Origin of the sequence: Novosphingobium sp. 63-713 (assembly GCF_001898925.1) — a bacterium.
In the GTDB taxonomy this organism is placed as follows: Bacteria; Pseudomonadota; Alphaproteobacteria; order Sphingomonadales; family Sphingomonadaceae; genus Novosphingobium.
This window is the reverse complement of record NZ_MKVS01000053.1, coordinates 89,355-103,236: the sequence shown is the minus strand read 5'-3', so window position 1 is coordinate 103,236 and position 13,882 is coordinate 89,355. Positions and strand designations below refer to the sequence as shown.

17 protein-coding genes and 2 tRNA genes are annotated in these 13,882 nt (G+C 64.0%); 13 read left to right on the top strand and 6 right to left on the bottom strand.

The features are described 5' to 3' along the window. Positions 1–42: 42 nt before the first annotated feature. Positions 43–1,149 (bottom strand): 3-dehydroquinate synthase, encoded by a 1,107-nt coding sequence (aroB, locus tag BGP00_RS24915; protein WP_292692374.1) that lies wholly within the window; start codon positions 1,147–1,149, stop codon positions 43–45. Positions 1,150–1,156: 7 nt separating this feature from the next. Then, entirely contained in the window at positions 1,157–1,819 is a 663-nt protein-coding gene (locus BGP00_RS24910; protein WP_292692376.1) for a shikimate kinase, read from the bottom strand. An 89-nt stretch (positions 1,820–1,908) separates the two neighbouring features. Here BGP00_RS24910 and BGP00_RS24905 point away from each other — a divergent pair, with 89 nt between their 5' ends. From BGP00_RS24905 to BGP00_RS24890, 4 genes are read left to right on the top strand one after another with little or no spacing between them, the layout of a single operon-like run. Next, positions 1,909–2,118 (top strand): hypothetical protein, encoded by a 210-nt coding sequence (locus BGP00_RS24905; RefSeq protein WP_168603919.1) that lies wholly within the window; start codon positions 1,909–1,911, stop codon positions 2,116–2,118. Further along, positions 2,118–4,004: a hypothetical protein gene (locus tag BGP00_RS24900; RefSeq protein ID WP_292692378.1), complete on the top strand. Its 1,887-nt coding sequence runs from the start codon at positions 2,118–2,120 to the stop codon at positions 4,002–4,004. The genes BGP00_RS24905 and BGP00_RS24900 overlap by 1 nt, the downstream gene beginning before the upstream one ends. Before the next feature lie 4 nt (positions 4,005–4,008). Continuing rightward, entirely contained in the window at positions 4,009–4,908 is a 900-nt protein-coding gene (locus tag BGP00_RS24895; protein ID WP_292692380.1) for a tyrosine recombinase, read from the top strand. Between the two features lie 49 nt (positions 4,909–4,957). Next, on the top strand, positions 4,958–5,905 hold the full coding sequence (locus BGP00_RS24890; RefSeq protein WP_168603918.1) for an acetyl-CoA carboxylase carboxyltransferase subunit alpha: 948 nt from the start codon (positions 4,958–4,960) through the stop codon (positions 5,903–5,905). 147 nt (positions 5,906–6,052) lie between these two features. Here BGP00_RS24890 and BGP00_RS24885 read toward each other — a convergent pair whose 3' ends face one another. Continuing rightward, positions 6,053–6,235 carry a Flp family type IVb pilin gene (locus tag BGP00_RS24885; protein ID WP_168603917.1) on the bottom strand — a complete coding sequence of 61 codons (183 nt, stop codon included), beginning with the start codon at positions 6,233–6,235 and terminating at the stop codon, positions 6,053–6,055. A 29-nt stretch (positions 6,236–6,264) separates the two neighbouring features. Here BGP00_RS24885 and BGP00_RS24880 point away from each other — a divergent pair, with 29 nt between their 5' ends. Beyond that, positions 6,265–6,450: a hypothetical protein gene (locus BGP00_RS24880; protein WP_292692383.1), complete on the top strand. Its 186-nt coding sequence runs from the start codon at positions 6,265–6,267 to the stop codon at positions 6,448–6,450. Positions 6,451–6,471: 21 nt separating this feature from the next. On the opposite strand, the gene BGP00_RS24875 is transcribed toward BGP00_RS24880, so the two are convergent. Both BGP00_RS24875 and BGP00_RS24870 read right to left on the bottom strand, forming a co-directional pair. Further along, positions 6,472–6,642 carry a Flp family type IVb pilin gene (locus BGP00_RS24875; RefSeq protein WP_292692385.1) on the bottom strand — a complete coding sequence of 57 codons (171 nt, stop codon included), beginning with the start codon at positions 6,640–6,642 and terminating at the stop codon, positions 6,472–6,474. A 207-nt stretch (positions 6,643–6,849) separates the two neighbouring features. Next, on the bottom strand, positions 6,850–7,047 hold the full coding sequence (locus BGP00_RS24870) for a Flp family type IVb pilin (RefSeq protein ID WP_292692387.1): 198 nt from the start codon (positions 7,045–7,047) through the stop codon (positions 6,850–6,852). Between the two features lie 107 nt (positions 7,048–7,154). On the opposite strand from BGP00_RS24870, the gene BGP00_RS24865 reads away from it, so the two are divergent. The 7 genes from BGP00_RS24865 to BGP00_RS24835 all read left to right on the top strand — a co-directional run bounded on the left by BGP00_RS24865 (position 7,155) and on the right by BGP00_RS24835 (position 11,407). Beyond that, positions 7,155–7,586, top strand: coding sequence for a (deoxy)nucleoside triphosphate pyrophosphohydrolase (locus BGP00_RS24865; protein WP_292692388.1), 432 nt, complete (start codon positions 7,155–7,157; stop codon positions 7,584–7,586). Positions 7,587–7,655: 69 nt separating this feature from the next. After that, positions 7,656–7,732, top strand: a tRNA-Arg gene (locus BGP00_RS24860). Positions 7,733–7,793: 61 nt separating this feature from the next. Then, positions 7,794–7,870 (top strand) — tRNA-Arg (locus BGP00_RS24855). 213 nt (positions 7,871–8,083) lie between these two features. Next, the gene (gene folE / locus BGP00_RS24850; RefSeq protein WP_168603913.1) at positions 8,084–8,698 is read left to right on the top strand and encodes a GTP cyclohydrolase I FolE; all 615 of its coding nucleotides are present in this window, start codon (positions 8,084–8,086) and stop codon (positions 8,696–8,698) included. Between the two features lie 30 nt (positions 8,699–8,728). Further along, complete coding sequence (locus BGP00_RS24845) at positions 8,729–9,625, top strand: alpha/beta fold hydrolase (protein WP_292692390.1); 897 nt, start codon at positions 8,729–8,731, stop codon at positions 9,623–9,625. Positions 9,626–9,711: 86 nt separating this feature from the next. Further along, positions 9,712–10,533: a right-handed parallel beta-helix repeat-containing protein gene (locus BGP00_RS24840; RefSeq protein WP_292923216.1), complete on the top strand. Its 822-nt coding sequence runs from the start codon at positions 9,712–9,714 to the stop codon at positions 10,531–10,533. A gap of 130 nt (positions 10,534–10,663) precedes the next feature. Further along, complete coding sequence (locus tag BGP00_RS24835; protein ID WP_292692394.1) at positions 10,664–11,407, top strand: ParA family protein; 744 nt, start codon at positions 10,664–10,666, stop codon at positions 11,405–11,407. Between the two features lie 71 nt (positions 11,408–11,478). Here BGP00_RS24835 and BGP00_RS24830 read toward each other — a convergent pair whose 3' ends face one another. Continuing rightward, positions 11,479–11,958, bottom strand: coding sequence for a peroxiredoxin (locus BGP00_RS24830; RefSeq protein ID WP_168603909.1), 480 nt, complete (start codon positions 11,956–11,958; stop codon positions 11,479–11,481). 263 nt (positions 11,959–12,221) lie between these two features. On the opposite strand from BGP00_RS24830, the gene ahcY reads away from it, so the two are divergent. After that, entirely contained in the window at positions 12,222–13,625 is a 1,404-nt protein-coding gene (ahcY, locus tag BGP00_RS24825) for an adenosylhomocysteinase (RefSeq protein WP_292692396.1), read from the top strand. The last annotated feature ends 257 nt before the right edge of the window (positions 13,626–13,882 follow it).

The following is a 13,882-nucleotide window of genomic DNA, read 5'->3' as shown; positions in this document are numbered from 1 at the left end:
AAAGACAGTAATGGGAGCGCGAGGGTTATGACCCTCGCATTTTTACCCTTCCAATTCTTCTCTCAAAAACGCCGAAACTTCCTCCAGCGTCACATCCTTGGTCAGGAAAGTCCCGCCGATTCCGCGCATCAGCAGAAACGCCAAGCGCCCCGCATCGACCTTTTTGTCATGCAGCATATGGGCGGCCAATTGTGCCCCCGACACATTCAGCCCCAGCGCGCGAATATCGGCGGGCAGGCCGACGGCGGCAATATGGGCGGCCACGCGCTCGGCCTCATCCGTGCCCATCAGCCCACGCCGCGCCGAAAACCGCGCCGCCAGCACGCAGCCCAGCGCCACCGCCTCGCCGTGGAGCAGGCGGTCGGAAAAGCCGGTTTCGGCTTCAAGGGCATGGCCGAACGTATGGCCAAGGTTGAGCAGGGCGCGCAGGCCCGTGGTCTCGAACTCGTCTTCCGCCACGATGCGGGCCTTGGCCGCGACCGAGTAGGCCACCGCATGTTCGCGCGCGGCCCGATCGCCCGAGAGCATGGCCTCGCCATGGGCCTCGCACCATGCGAAAAATTCCGGGTCATTGATCAGCCCGTATTTCACCACCTCGGCATAGCCCGAAGCCAGCTCGCGCCGGGGCAGGGTGTCGAGCGCATCCAAATCGGCCAGAACCAGTGAAGGCTGATGAAACGCGCCGACGAGATTCTTGCCTGCGGGCGTGTTGATCGCGGTTTTGCCGCCCACGCTCGAATCGACCTGCGCCAGCAGCGACGTCGGCACCTGAATGAAATGGCACCCGCGTTTGAGCATGCTGGCGGCAAAGCCGGTCAGATCCCCGATCACCCCGCCGCCCAGCGCGATGATATGGTCGCCCCGCTCCACCTCCAGCGCCAGCAGCCCATCGACCACCGCCACCAGATTGGCCCAGCTTTTCGTGGATTCGCCCGCAGGCAGGATATGCCATGCCGCGCTCTTGCCTGCCGCCGCCAGGGAGGCATCGACCGCCGCCCCCCAAGCCTTATGCACATTTGCGTCCGTAATGACCGGCACGACGGGCTTGCGCAGCCGCGCGCCCGCTTCCTGCGCCAGATTGGCGATCAGCCCGGCGCCCACGCGCACTTCATAGGGGCGGCCGGCAATATCGACAGAAATAATCGGCATCGTTCAATCAGCCTTTCGCGCCATGGGCATCAAGCCATTCGTCCAGCGAGACCATCAGACTGGCCAAGGTGCGAGAATGGGGCACATTGCCGCTCATCACCTTGATCGGGGCCTGCGAATAGAAAGGTTCACGGCTGGACTTGAGATTGGAGAGAATTTCGCGAGGGTTTCCGTTTTTCAGCAAAGGCCGGTTGCCCTTGCGCGCGGTGCGGTCCACCAGCGTTTCCAGTTCCGCATCCAGCCACACCGCGATCCCGCGCGCGAGAATCAGTTCGCGCGTGGCATCATTCACAAAGGCGCCGCCGCCGGTCGACAAAACCTTCAGCCCCGCCTTGCCATTGCCCGCATGAGGCAGTTTCAGCCCCTTGATCGCATCGCCCGGCGTGTTTTCGCCCAGCAGCCGCGCGATCACCCGCCGCTCGCCCTCGCGAAAGAAAGCCTCGCCGTAAGTGGCGAAAATATCGGGAATCGGCATATGCGCCGCCTTCTCGATCTCGTCATCGGCATCGACAAAAGGCACACCCAGCAATGCGGCCAGACGCCGCCCAAGGCTCGTCTTGCCCACGCCCATCATGCCCACCAGAACGATGGGGCGGTCGATATGCGCCAGAACTGCGGCCAGATGAGCGGCCTCTGCTGCGCTTTCGGAAAGAGTGTGATCTTCATCCATTGCCGGGCTGCCTATACTTTTGCTAACCGGCGGCGCAAGCATAGCATGATGTCGGGCCGCTTCGGGCCGCTGTTTCGAGGATTTTGGCGTTGAGTATCACGATCCGGCGCGATAGCGGCAAGAAGAACGGCAGGAACGGATCGGGCAAATCCTATCGCCTCTGGTGGTTGTCGCTGGTCCTGATGCTGGCGGGCGGCCTTGTGGCGCTGGCCTGGATCAAGGGCGGGCCGGTGCAGATGCGCGAAGTGGCGGTGGAACTTTCGACCAGGCAGGTCGGCGTGAACGGACAGGTGAAGTGATGAAACGGATTGCCAGGCCTCTCCTTGCCTGCTCGCTGGTGGCCTTGCTGGGCGCGGGCGGCGCATGGGCGCAGGGCGGGCCCGAATCGCTGCTGCCTCCCGGTTTTGACCGCCCCGCCGCGCGGCCCGCGCGCGCGCCCGCGCCTGCTGCACCGCCTGCGCGGCCCGGACAGCCGCGCGTCGATATCGGCCCCAATCCCGAACCCACCATCGCCGCCCAGCCGGTTGTCGAGGCGCCATCGGGCATCGGCGCGCTTGGCGCGGCCACGGCCACCGGGCCGGTGGTGCTGCCCAGCGGGATCACCTCGTTTGAACAATTGATCGCTTTGCCGCCGGACAAGCTGGACCGGCTGCTCGGTCTGATCCCCAAATATGACATTCCCCCCGGCGCCCAGCGCGCGATGAAGGAGGTCGGTCTGCTCGATATGGGCGAGGGCGGCATGGCGCCGCAATCGCTGGCGGGCCAGAATGCGGGCCTCGTGCGCGCGGTGCTGGCGGGCAACAATGGCCAGATGGTGTCGCGCTGGGGCCATATTCTGGTGCGCCGGGCGCTGGCCTCGCGGCTGGATGCGCCCGCCGAGATGGCGCCCACCGAATTTGCCGCCCTGCGCGCCGCCCTACTGCTGCGTATGGGCGAGGGCGTGGCGGCCCGCGCGCTGGTGCAGGACATTGACCCCAGCAATTACGACGCCTCGCTGACCCAGGCGGCGATGGACGCCTATATTGCCACCGGCGATTTCACCGGCTTTTGCCCGGTGCTGCAACTCAACGCCTCGGCGCGCGATGATGCGGGCTGGCAGGTGATGCGCAGCATTTGCCAGACCTATGGTGGGGCCACCGCCACCGGCCAGTCCGAACTCGACCGTCTGGGCAAGGCCAAGGTGCTTTCGGGCATGGATATGGAGCTGGCGCAGAAATATGCCGGGGCCGTGGGCGGCGCGCGGGCGCGGGCGGTCAAGATCGAGTGGGACAATGTCAATGACCTGACCCCGATGCGCCATGGGCTGACGCTGGCGGTGGGGCTGGCCCCGCCCGATGCGCTGCTGGCCAAGGCCGGGCCGGTCTATGCCGACATGACCGCGCTCTCGCCGATGGCCGGGCTGGGCCTGCGCGCCGATGCCGCCGATGTGGCGGGGGCGATGGGCGTGCTGTCGGGCGCGGCGATGGTTGATCTTTACAGCCAGATCTACAGCAATGACGACATCACCGGCGGCCCTGCGGAGCGCGCGCTCCTGCTGCGCGATGCCTATGTGGGCGTGGCCCCGGCCGACCGCGTGGCCGCGATGCAGCAATTGTGGGATGGGGCCGCCAATCCCTATTCGCGCTATGCCCGGATGGTGCTGACGGCGTATGCGGCGGCACGTCTGGCGCCTTCGGCGGATCTCAATGCGCAATCGGGTGATCTGATTGCCTCGATGCTGAGCGCCGGGCTGGACGGCAATGCGGCGCTGTGGCGGCCGGTGGTCGAGGCGGGATCGCCGGGCTGGGCGCAACTGGCGCTGGGCCTGCCGATGTCGGGCGAGGCTGATACCGGGGCCATTGAAACCTTTATCGGCAATGACAAATCCGATGGCCAGCATCGTAGCGCCATGCTCATCGCTGCGCTGTCGGGGCTGGGGCGGATCAAGGACAGCACGCGCGATTCGCTGCTGGGCAAGGTCAAAGGCAGCGTGGCGGGCCAGACCCGCTGGACCGGGGCGATTGATACGGCGGCGGGCGTGAACAATGCCGCGCTGGTGGCCTTGCTGGCCGGATTGGGGATGCAGGGCGACAGTTGGGCCAAGATGACGCCGCGCTATCTCTATCACATCACCTCGGCGCTCAGCCGCGTGGGGATGGCGGCCGAGGCGCGGATGATCGCGGCCGAAGCCGTGGCGCGCGGGTGAGGCTTTGACCCGCGAGCCTAGCGCGGCGGTGGCGGCTTTCCTCGCCATGCTGGCGGCGGAGCGCGGCGCGGCGGCCAATACGCTGGCGGCCTATGAGCGCGATCTGCGCGGGGCCGAGGATGCGCTGGGGGATATTGAACATGCCGATGTGGCCGCGCTGGAACGGCTGGCGGCCACTTGGGGGCATCTCTCGCCCGCCAGCGTGGCGCGCAAATCCTCGGCTTTGCGGCAATTCTACGGTTTCCTGATCGACGAGGGCTGGCGCGAGGATGATCCCAGCCCGGCCCTGCCGCGCGTGGCGCAGCGCCGGCCCTTGCCGCGCATTCTGGGCCATGAGGATATCGCCATCCTGTTTGCCCGCGCCGAAGAGGAGGCTGCTGGCGACAAGCGCGAGCCTTTGCGCACGCTGGCCTGTCTGGAATTGCTCTATGGATCGGGCCTGCGCGCAACCGAACTGGTATCCTTGCCCATCAGCGCCGCGCCGCGCGATGCGCCCTTGCTGACTATTACCGGCAAGGGCGGGGTTCAGCGCATGGTGCCGATCAGCGCGCGCGCGGGCCAGGTGCTGCGCCGCTGGATCGCGATCCGGGGCGCTGGGCGGGATTCGCGCTTTATGTTCCCCTCCACCGGCAAGGATGGGCATCTGACGCGGGTGCGCCTGTTTCAATTGCTGCGCGAATTGGGCGCGCGCGCCGGGCTGGACCCCACGCGGCTGTCGCCCCACGTGCTGCGCCATGCCTTTGCCACCCATCTGCTCGAAGGGGGCGCGGATCTGCGCGTGGTGCAGACGCTGCTGGGCCATGCCGATATCGGCACGACCCAGATCTATACCCATGTGGATGCGGCCCGTCTGGTCGAATTGGTGAACCAGCGGCACCCTTTGGCGGCCAGAACGGTTGGCTGACGGCTGAAAGGCTTGCCCAAACCGGCGCGGCGCACTAGGGCCATGCCCCATGGTTTCCTATCTCGAATTTGAAAAGCCGGTGGCCGCGCTTGAGGCGCGCATCAAGGAATTGCGCGCAACGGCGGCCGAGGGCGACCTCGACATTTCCGCCGAGGTGGGGCGGCTGGAGCGCAAGAGCGCCGACCTGCTGGCCAGCACCTATCGCGCGCTGACCCCGTGGCAGAAGACGCAGGTGGCGCGCCATCCGATGCGCCCGCATTTCGTCGATTATGTCGAAAAGATCTTCACCGATTTCGTGCCTCTGGGCGGCGATCGCCTGTATGGCGAGGATCATGCGATCATCGGCGGTTTTGCGACGCTCAATGGTCGCAAGGTGATGCTGATCGGCCATGAAAAGGGCCATGATACCGCCACGCGCATCAAGCATAATTTCGGCATGGGCAAGCCGGAGGGCTATCGCAAGGCGATTCGCCTGATGGAACTGGCGGGCCGATTCGGGCTGCCGGTGGTCACGCTGGTCGATACGTCGGGCGCGTTCCCGGGCGTTGAGGCCGAGGAGCGCGGTCAGGCCGAGGCCATTGCCCGTTCGACTGAGGCCTGTCTTGCGCTGCGCGTGCCGATGGTGGCCGTGATCGTGGGCGAGGGCGGCTCGGGCGGCGCGGTGGCGCTGGCCAGCGCCGAGCGCGTGCTGATGCTCGAACATGCGGTCTATTCGGTGATTTCGCCCGAGGGCTGCGCCTCTATCCTGTGGCGCACTGCCGAAAAGGCCGCCGATGCGGCCGAGGCAATGAAAGTGACGGCGCAGGATCTGCTCGCTCTCAAGGTCATCGACCGTATCGTGCCCGAGCCGGTGGGCGGGGCGCATCGTGATCCCGATGCGGCGGCCAAGGCGCTGGGCAAGGCGATTGGCGAGGAACTGGACAAGCTGCTCAAGATGGACGCCAAGCAGTTGCTGGCGATGCGCGAAGAGCGTTTTCTGGCGATCGGTGCCGAATAAGGCCTTTATTCCCGCCGGATACACAAAAGGGCGCAGCGTCGATGGACGCTGCGCCCTTTTGTGTTGCGCCATGGGCGGCCCGGTCCTGGCGCCCATGCATCCTGATGTCGTCCGGGCGACGCTGTCGGCCGCCCGGCATCATCCCGATCAGGCGGCAGAGGCGTTGGCTGTCGACATCTGCGAGGAGGTCGTGTTGAAGGTCGTCGAGAGCTGGTTGCCCATGCCATTCATCGCGGTGATGGCGGCAACGGCGATCAGGGCAGCGATCAGGCCATATTCGATGGCGGTGGCGCCGGCTTCGTCACGGATCAGTTTGCTGAGGAATTTCATGGTCGGTCTCCGGTCTCGTCGGGCAACTGGTGTCTGCCGACATCCGCGTAGATACTTATAAGGTGTTGATAAAGCGATACCAAAAAGATGGTTTTACTTATAGTAACCTAAAAAATCCGGGAAAATCCGATGTGTGGCCGATGAATATTGCGGACATGCAAGAAGAGCGACAGGTTGCCCTGCCGCTCTTCTCATTACCTCAAAATCGCGCCTGACCCCGTAGTCAGGCTATGCGATTAGGCAGCCGAGGCGTTGGCCGTCGACATCTGCGAAGAGGTGGTGTTGAAGGTGGTCTTGAGCTGGTTGCCCAGGCCATTCATCGCGGTGATGGCGGCAACGGCGATCAGGCCGTATTCGATGGCGGTCGCACCAGCTTCGTCGCGGATGAGCTTGTTGATGAACTTCATGGTCAGTCTCCTGTAGCAGTCTTTCCGCCCTGCCAGTTTTCCCGTCTCAGCCCGGCGGTTCCCTCCTCCTAGTGGAGATGTCTTAACAATCCGTCAGCGGGCCCGCGCGCTCTGTGGGAAATGCGGAGGTCGGCGGTAAGGTTTGGGTGACGCGCGCCATCGGTCCGCAAAATGCGAAAGGGGGGCGGCGAATCGGTCAGGCTTGTGTCAGGCGGCCGTTGCCTGCTGCACGGCGACCTGCGCCTGCGTGTCGACGTTGTTCCAGGTCTGGACGATGCTGTTGGCCACGCCGCTGAGCGCGGCGATCATGACCAGCACAATGAGGCCGCACAGCAGCCCGTATTCCACAGAGGCCAGCCCGCTTTCGTCCCGATGGAGTCGGGTCAGGAATTCTGTAATAGACATGACCTAGCCCGCCCAAATTCGTTGCGGTGTTATTGTGCAGGCGTTCGGTTAATAAGATCTTGAGCGGAAATGGTGGAATTTCCGGGGCAACAAGGAAAGGTCGTGGAATGATTCTGCCCGTGGTGGCCGTGGCGCTGTTGCGCGATGACGGGCATATATTGATGCAGCGCCGCCCGGAAGGAAAACAGCACGGCGGCCTTTGGGAATTTCCCGGCGGCAAGATCGACCCGGGCGAGGGGCCGGTTGAGGCTGCCCTGCGCGAGATGGAGGAGGAGCTGGGCGTAGGGCTGGAGGCGCACGCGCTGATGCCGGTCAGCTTTGCCCATAGCGATGAGGCCCCTGGCAAGGAGCGGCGTCGGGTGTTGCTGCTGCTTTATGTGGCGCGGGCGTGGAGCGGCGATCCAATCGCACGGGAAGGCCAGCAATTTGCGTGGGTTGCGCCCGATGCCCTGCCGGATCTGGATATGCCGCCGCTGGATATCCCGCTGGTGCGCGACCTGCTGCGCTGGATCGGGGCGGGGGCGGAACAGGGGAAATAATTAGTTTTTACAAAATGTCATTTTCCTCTTGCCAAGCCGGTGCTGTCCCCTTAGAGGCGCGGCTCCAAGGCACCCGTAGCTCAGCTGGATAGAGCATCAGACTACGAATCTGAGGGCCGGGCGTTCGAATCGCTCCGGGTGCACCACTTCCCTTTCGGGGGGAATGGTCGGTCTTTTACAAGGCCGTTTGGGAAAATGTGTCAGTGTGCACCCGTAGCTCAGCTGGATAGAGCATCAGACTACGAATCTGAGGGCCGGGCGTTCGAATCGCTCCGGGTGCACCAACACATAATCCCAACTATGCCCTTCGGGGCGATCCCTTAAAAAACGCGAATTGTTCTTGCTTTGGCCGACATATGGGCCGAAAGCGTGGGCCGTATCGGGGCGTAAGTCCCCGCAAACCATGCTGGCCCGAAACCGCGCTGACGATGCCGCGAGAGGACTCTTCCTTGACGCCCCGACAGCCGGTGTGGAGCAGGATGCCGGAGTAGCGCAGAATGAACGAGAATTTCGACCTGCATGACCACGATCATGCCGATGACGGCAAGCTGCCGGTCCCCAACGAGGTTCAGGAGGCGATTCGCACGCTGCTGCGTTGGTCAGGTGATGATCCCTCGCGCGAAGGGCTGGTCGACACGCCCGCGCGCGTGGCGCGTGCGTGGAAGGAATATTGCCAGGGCTATAATGAAGACCCGGCGGTCCATCTGTCGCGCCAGTTCGAGGAAGTGGGCGGCTATAACGAGATCGTCCTGCTCAAAGACATTCCGTTTCAGAGCCATTGCGAACATCACATGGCCCCGATCACCGGCAAGGCCAGCATCGCCTATCTGCCGCGCGAACGGGTTGTGGGGATTTCCAAGCTGGCCCGCGTTCTGCACGGCTTTGCCCGCCGCCTGCAGATTCAGGAGCGCCTGACCGCCCAGGTCGCCCAGTGCATCTGGGACAATCTGGACCCCTTCGGCGTGGCCGTGGTGATCGAGGCCCAGCATGGCTGCATGACCGGGCGCGGGGTGAAAACGCCGGGCGTGGGCATGGTGACCAGCCGGATGATGGGCGCGTTCCTGTCCGATCCGCGCAGCCGCAAGGAAGTGCTGAGCCTGATGGGCTATTGATCCGGCGCGGCGCGGGTGAGAGGGTGGGGCATGATCGCTCCCGCTCTTGCCCGCCGCGCCCTTTGGGCTGCCTGTCTCCTCGCGCCTCTGGCCCCGGCGGCGGCGAAACCGCTGCCTTTGCCGCCCGCGATTTATACCGATCCCGTCCATGATGCGGCCCACCCTGCGCGGATGGAGGTGCTGCACATCCCCTCGGGCGGGGTGGAGATCAATGGCGTGGCCTATCTGGCATCGGGCGCCGCACCCCGGCCCACGGTGGTGATCTGCCACGGTTTTCCCGGCAATGAGAAGAATCTCGATCTGGCGCAGGCGCTGCGCCGCGCCGGGTGGCATGCCATCACCTTCAACTATCGCGGATCATGGGGCAGCCCCGGCACCTTCCGCTTTGCCCAGAACCCGCAGGATCTGCAGGCCGTGCTGGCCTATCTGCGCGATCCGGCCAATGCAAAGCGGCTGGGCATCGACACTGCGCATATGGCCGTGGTGGGCCACAGCATGGGCGCATGGGTGACCGCGATGGCCGGAGCGCAGGACCGCGATCTGGTGGCGCTGGGCATGATTTCGGCGGGCAATTTCGGCATGATCGGCGCGATGCCGCCCGAGCCGCGTGTGAAGATGATGGCCGAAAACATGGAATCTTTGGCCAGCACGCCGCAGGCCCTGTCCGATGAACTGGGCGCGCATGTGGCCGATTACGATTTTACCGCCAAGGCTGGGGCGCTGGCCGACAGACCCTTGCTGGTGCTGACTTCGGATGATGGTCTGGCCGGGCATGTTGCGCCGCTGGTCGCCGCAATCCGCAAGGCGGGGGGCGGTAAGCTGCAGACCGGGCATGGCGCCACCGATCACAGTTGGTCCGACCGCCGGATTGATCTGGAGGCGCGGATCATCCGTTTTCTGACGCCCTATCTGCAGGGGCATCGCTGAGCTGGGGGCGATTCGCGCGGGGAATCGATTCGGAATTGAACCGATTTTCCTTCGACGAAAATCATCGCGAGCCGCATCCCATGGCCATGATGATACGCAACGCTCCATTCGCCCTCCTTGCCATCGCCTTTGCCGCCGCCGTCCGCCGGTTCCGCCTGACGGTCTGCCTGCTGGTCGCCCTGTTCTTTCAGGCCGCCCCGGCGCAGGCGCTGGTGGATCAGACATGGATCTCCGCCGAAGGAATGGACAGCGGGGGCTGTCTGGCGCTCGTGCCCTGCGCCACGCTGGCCTATGCCATCCGCCAGACCTCGCCGGGCGGCACGATCTTTGTGATGGACAGCGGGTTCTATGGCGCGGCCACGATTGATCGCAGCCTGACCATCCGATCCGAATATGGCCAGATGTCGATGGTCGCCTCAATCACGGTCAATGCGGCCAGCACGGACAAGGTGATGCTCGACAATGTGGCGCTTGAATGCGCGGCCCCGGCGCGGGGCATTGCCTATGGCTATGGGGTGCAGGTGCTGAAAGGGGCCGACGTCCTGTTGAACCGCGTCTCGATCAAGGATTGTCTGGCCACCGGCACTGTCGGGGCGGGGGTCTATATTTATTCGACCACGAATTCCCGGGTGACGATCCACGATTCGGTGATCTTCAACAATCGGGTGGGCGTGCTGGTGTCCAGCACCGACGGGATGGCCCATGCCAAGATCTATCGCACGCTGTTTCTGTCCAACAGCGAATCGGGCGTGCGCGTGATCGGCACCGGCAATGATGCGATCATGGCCGACAACAATCTGCTGGGCAGCGTCAAGTCGATGGACCTGCAATCGGGCGGAGCATCGCGGTCATTCGGCAACAATTCGATGACCAGCGGCGATACGCCGATCCCGATGTCGCAATATTGAGGCAGCATTTGGGGCCGGTTCGATCCCATTTTGAACCAGCCCCGATTCCACTCTTGCGCAATGCCGCCATCATGCGAGAGGTCGGTCATAGGATTTAAGAGTCCTTTAACCATTTCGAGCATTCAGGATCATGGCGGTCATTGCGGTTTACAGTTCCAAGGGCGGCGTGGGAAAGACGACTCTGGCGGTCGATCTGGCCTGGCGCTCGGCTGCCTTGGGCGGGCATCGCACGCTTTTGTGGGATCTGGACGTACAGGGCGGGGCCGGGTTTTTGCTGGGCATGGAGGAAGCGCCCAGGATGCGCGCGGCCAGCCTGTTTCAGCGCGAGGGGCGGCCAGAGCAACTGATCGAGCCGACACCTTATACGGGTCTTTCCCTGCTGCGCGCCGATGACAGTTTGCGCAGCCTGCCGGTGCATCTGGCGAGGTTGGGGCAGAAGAAGCGGCTGGCACAATTGACATGGCCGTTGCGGCGCGAATTTTCGCGGATCATCCTCGATTGCCCGCCGATGCAGAATGAGGTGAGCGAGCAGGTGATTGCCGCGGCCGATGTGCTGATCGTGCCGTTGCCTGCCTCGCCGCTGGCGGCGCGGGCGCTTGATCTGCTGCGGCGCGATCTGTTGCGCGAGAATGGGCGGCATCCGCCGCTCTTGCCGGTGCTGTCCATGTATGATGCGCGGCGCAAGGGGCATCGCGCAGCACGCGAGGGCAAAATGGCGCCTTTCCCGGTGATCCCCATGGCCAGCATGATCGAGCAGACCGCCTTTCGCCGCGCGCCCATCGGCACATTTGCACCCAATTGCGAACCGGCCCGCGCGCTCGACCGGCTGTGGCGCGCGATTGAGGTGAAGCTGATGGATGAGGAAGCGGCCTGATGGGCAACGAAAAACCCCGGCACCATCACGGCGCCGGGGTCTTTTGTTGCGACCGAGAGGTCAGCGGAAAATCAGAGGTTTTCCAGCACGTATTCGGCGCTGGACACCTTGAACTCGCCCGGACCTTCGACGAAAACCTTTTCCACCACGCCGTCATTGACGACGAGGGCGAAACGCTGGCCGCGCTGGCCAAGGCCCGCGCCCGAGGCGTCAAGCGTCAGGCCCAGAGCCGCAGCGAATTCGCCATTGCCATCGGCCAGCATGGTGACATCGGCGCTGCCCTTTTGCGCGCCCCACACACCCATCACGAAGGGATCGTTGACAGCGGTGCAGACGATCTCGTCCACGCCGGCGGCCTTCAGATCAGCGGCCTTTTCCACAAACCCGGGCAGGTGCTTGGCCGAGCAGGTGGGCGTGAACGCGCCGGGCACCGAGAAGACGACGGCCTTCTTGCCCTTGAAATATTCGGCGGTCTGAACGGGTTCGCGCTCGGAATCGGTGGACTTGACGAGCTTGACGTCGGGCAGGCTGTCGCCGGGGGCGATGGTCATGGCTTTCTCCTTATGCGGGGCGGGCGTTGCGATTGTCCGCCTCCTGTCGCGCACAGATATAAGCCGCCCTTTCGCAGTCGCAACCACGCATGGGCCTGCGGGCAAGAATTTATCCCTGATGCGCGGTTGGCCCGGAGATTTCCGCAGGGGATCCAAAAGGGATATAAAGGTTCCTTTATATCCCTTGCGCGGGGGCGGGGGCTGGGCTAAAGGGCGACCATGATTGGCGCCCCTTTGGCGCCCACTCTCTAAGGAGCCCTTTCGTGACCACGCTGGAAGCCCAGAAGGACTATGTGATCGCCGACATCGGTCTTGCCGATTTTGGCCGCGCGGAAATCGCCATTGCCGAAACCGAAATGCCCGGCCTGATGGCTCTGCGCGCCGAATATGGCGCCTCGCAGCCGCTCAAGGGCGCGCGCATCACCGGCTCGCTCCACATGACGATCCAGACCGCCGTGCTGATCGAAACGCTGGTTGCGCTGGGTGCCGATGTGCGCTGGGCCACCTGCAACATCTTCTCGACGCAGGACCACGCCGCGGCCGCCATCGCCGCGCAGAACATCCCCGTCTTCGCGGTAAAGGGCGAGAGCCTGGCCGAATATTGGGACTATGTGGGCCGCATTTTCGACTGGGGCGATGAACCCTGCAACATGATCCTCGACGATGGCGGCGACGCCACGATGTTCGCCCTGTGGGGCGCGCGCGTCGAGGCGGGCGAAGAGCTGTTCGAACCCAGCAATGCCGAAGAAATCGAGTTCGTGCGCGCGCTCAAGAACTTCCTGAAGGCAAAGCCGGGCTATCTGACCGCCACCGTCAAGGCGATCCGCGGCGTTTCGGAAGAAACCACCACCGGCGTCCACCGCCTCTATGCCCTTGCCAAGCAGGGCAAGCTGCCGTTCCCCGCGATCAACGTGAACGACAGCGTTACCAAGTCGAAGTTCGACAATCTCTATGGCTGCAAGGAATCGCTGGTTGACGCGATCCGCCGCGCCACCGACGTGATGCTGGCTGGCAAGGTCGCCTGCGTTGCCGGTTTCGGCGACGTGGGCAAGGGCTCGGCCGCCTCGCTGCGCAATGGCGGCGCCCGCGTGATGGTGACCGAAATTGACCCCATCTGCGCGCTGCAGGCCGCTATGGAAGGCTATGAAGTCGTCACGATGGAAGAAGCCGTGAAGCGCGCCGACATCTTCGTGACCGCCACCGGCAACGAAGACGTCATCACCGCCGAGCACATGGCCGCGATGAAGCCCATGTCGATCGTGTGCAACATCGGCCACTTCGACAGCGAAATCCAGATTTCGGGCCTGTCGAACTATGCCTGGACCGAAGTGAAGCCGGGCACCGACCTCGTGACCTTCCCCGATGGCAAGCAGATCATCATCCTGGCCAAGGGCCGTCTGGTCAACCTTGGCTGCGCCACCGGCCACCCGTCCTTCGTGATGTCGGCCTCGTTCACCAACCAGACGCTGGCCCAGATCGAGCTGTTCACCAAGGCGGGCGACTACAAGAACGACGTCTATGTCCTGCCCAAGCACCTCGACGAAAAGGTCGCCGCGCTCCACCTCGAAAAGCTGGGCGTGAAGCTGACCCAGCTCTCGAAGAAGCAGGCCGACTATATCGGCGTGCCGCAGGCCGGGCCGTTCAAGGCGGATCACTACCGCTATTGATCCTTTTGGGGTTGATGCAAAAAGCGCCTCGCGGGGGAGAGATCCTTTGCGGGGCGTTTTTGTTTTTGGGGGCTTTATGCCTCCGGCGGGCAAAGGGCGGGGGCCCTTTGCAATCCCGATACTGTCGATGTGGCGCTATGGGTTTGGCGTTGGGTGGCGGACGCGATGTTTGAGTTTTAAAGCCTGCGGCGCTTTTTGCATGAGTTCGCCGTGCCACGGGCTTTCATAACCCATTGCGTTACGCCGCAAACCTCCCA

What these genes read in the sequence shown, in the direction of transcription:
- BGP00_RS24865 (WP_292692388.1), top strand. Translation starts at nt 7,155, where the DNA reads ATGATTCTGCCCGTGGTGGCCGTGGCGCTGTTGCGCGATGACGGGCAT.
- BGP00_RS24910 (WP_292692376.1), bottom strand. Translation starts at nt 1,819, where the DNA reads ATGGATGAAGATCACACTCTTTCCGAAAGCGCAGCAGAGGCCGCTCAT.
- BGP00_RS24840 (WP_292923216.1), top strand. Translation starts at nt 9,712, where the DNA reads ATGATGATACGCAACGCTCCATTCGCCCTCCTTGCCATCGCCTTTGCC.
- BGP00_RS24890 (WP_168603918.1), top strand. Translation starts at nt 4,958, where the DNA reads ATGGTTTCCTATCTCGAATTTGAAAAGCCGGTGGCCGCGCTTGAGGCG.
- BGP00_RS24900 (WP_292692378.1), top strand. Translation starts at nt 2,118, where the DNA reads ATGAAACGGATTGCCAGGCCTCTCCTTGCCTGCTCGCTGGTGGCCTTG.
- BGP00_RS24870 (WP_292692387.1), bottom strand. Translation starts at nt 7,047, where the DNA reads ATGTCTATTACAGAATTCCTGACCCGACTCCATCGGGACGAAAGCGGG.
- aroB (WP_292692374.1), bottom strand. Translation starts at nt 1,149, where the DNA reads ATGCCGATTATTTCTGTCGATATTGCCGGCCGCCCCTATGAAGTGCGC.
- BGP00_RS24885 (WP_168603917.1), bottom strand. Translation starts at nt 6,235, where the DNA reads ATGAAATTCCTCAGCAAACTGATCCGTGACGAAGCCGGCGCCACCGCC.
- BGP00_RS24830 (WP_168603909.1), bottom strand. Translation starts at nt 11,958, where the DNA reads ATGACCATCGCCCCCGGCGACAGCCTGCCCGACGTCAAGCTCGTCAAG.
- BGP00_RS24845 (WP_292692390.1), top strand. Translation starts at nt 8,729, where the DNA reads ATGATCGCTCCCGCTCTTGCCCGCCGCGCCCTTTGGGCTGCCTGTCTC.
- folE (WP_168603913.1), top strand. Translation starts at nt 8,084, where the DNA reads ATGAACGAGAATTTCGACCTGCATGACCACGATCATGCCGATGACGGC.
- BGP00_RS24835 (WP_292692394.1), top strand. Translation starts at nt 10,664, where the DNA reads ATGGCGGTCATTGCGGTTTACAGTTCCAAGGGCGGCGTGGGAAAGACG.
- BGP00_RS24875 (WP_292692385.1), bottom strand. Translation starts at nt 6,642, where the DNA reads ATGAAGTTCATCAACAAGCTCATCCGCGACGAAGCTGGTGCGACCGCC.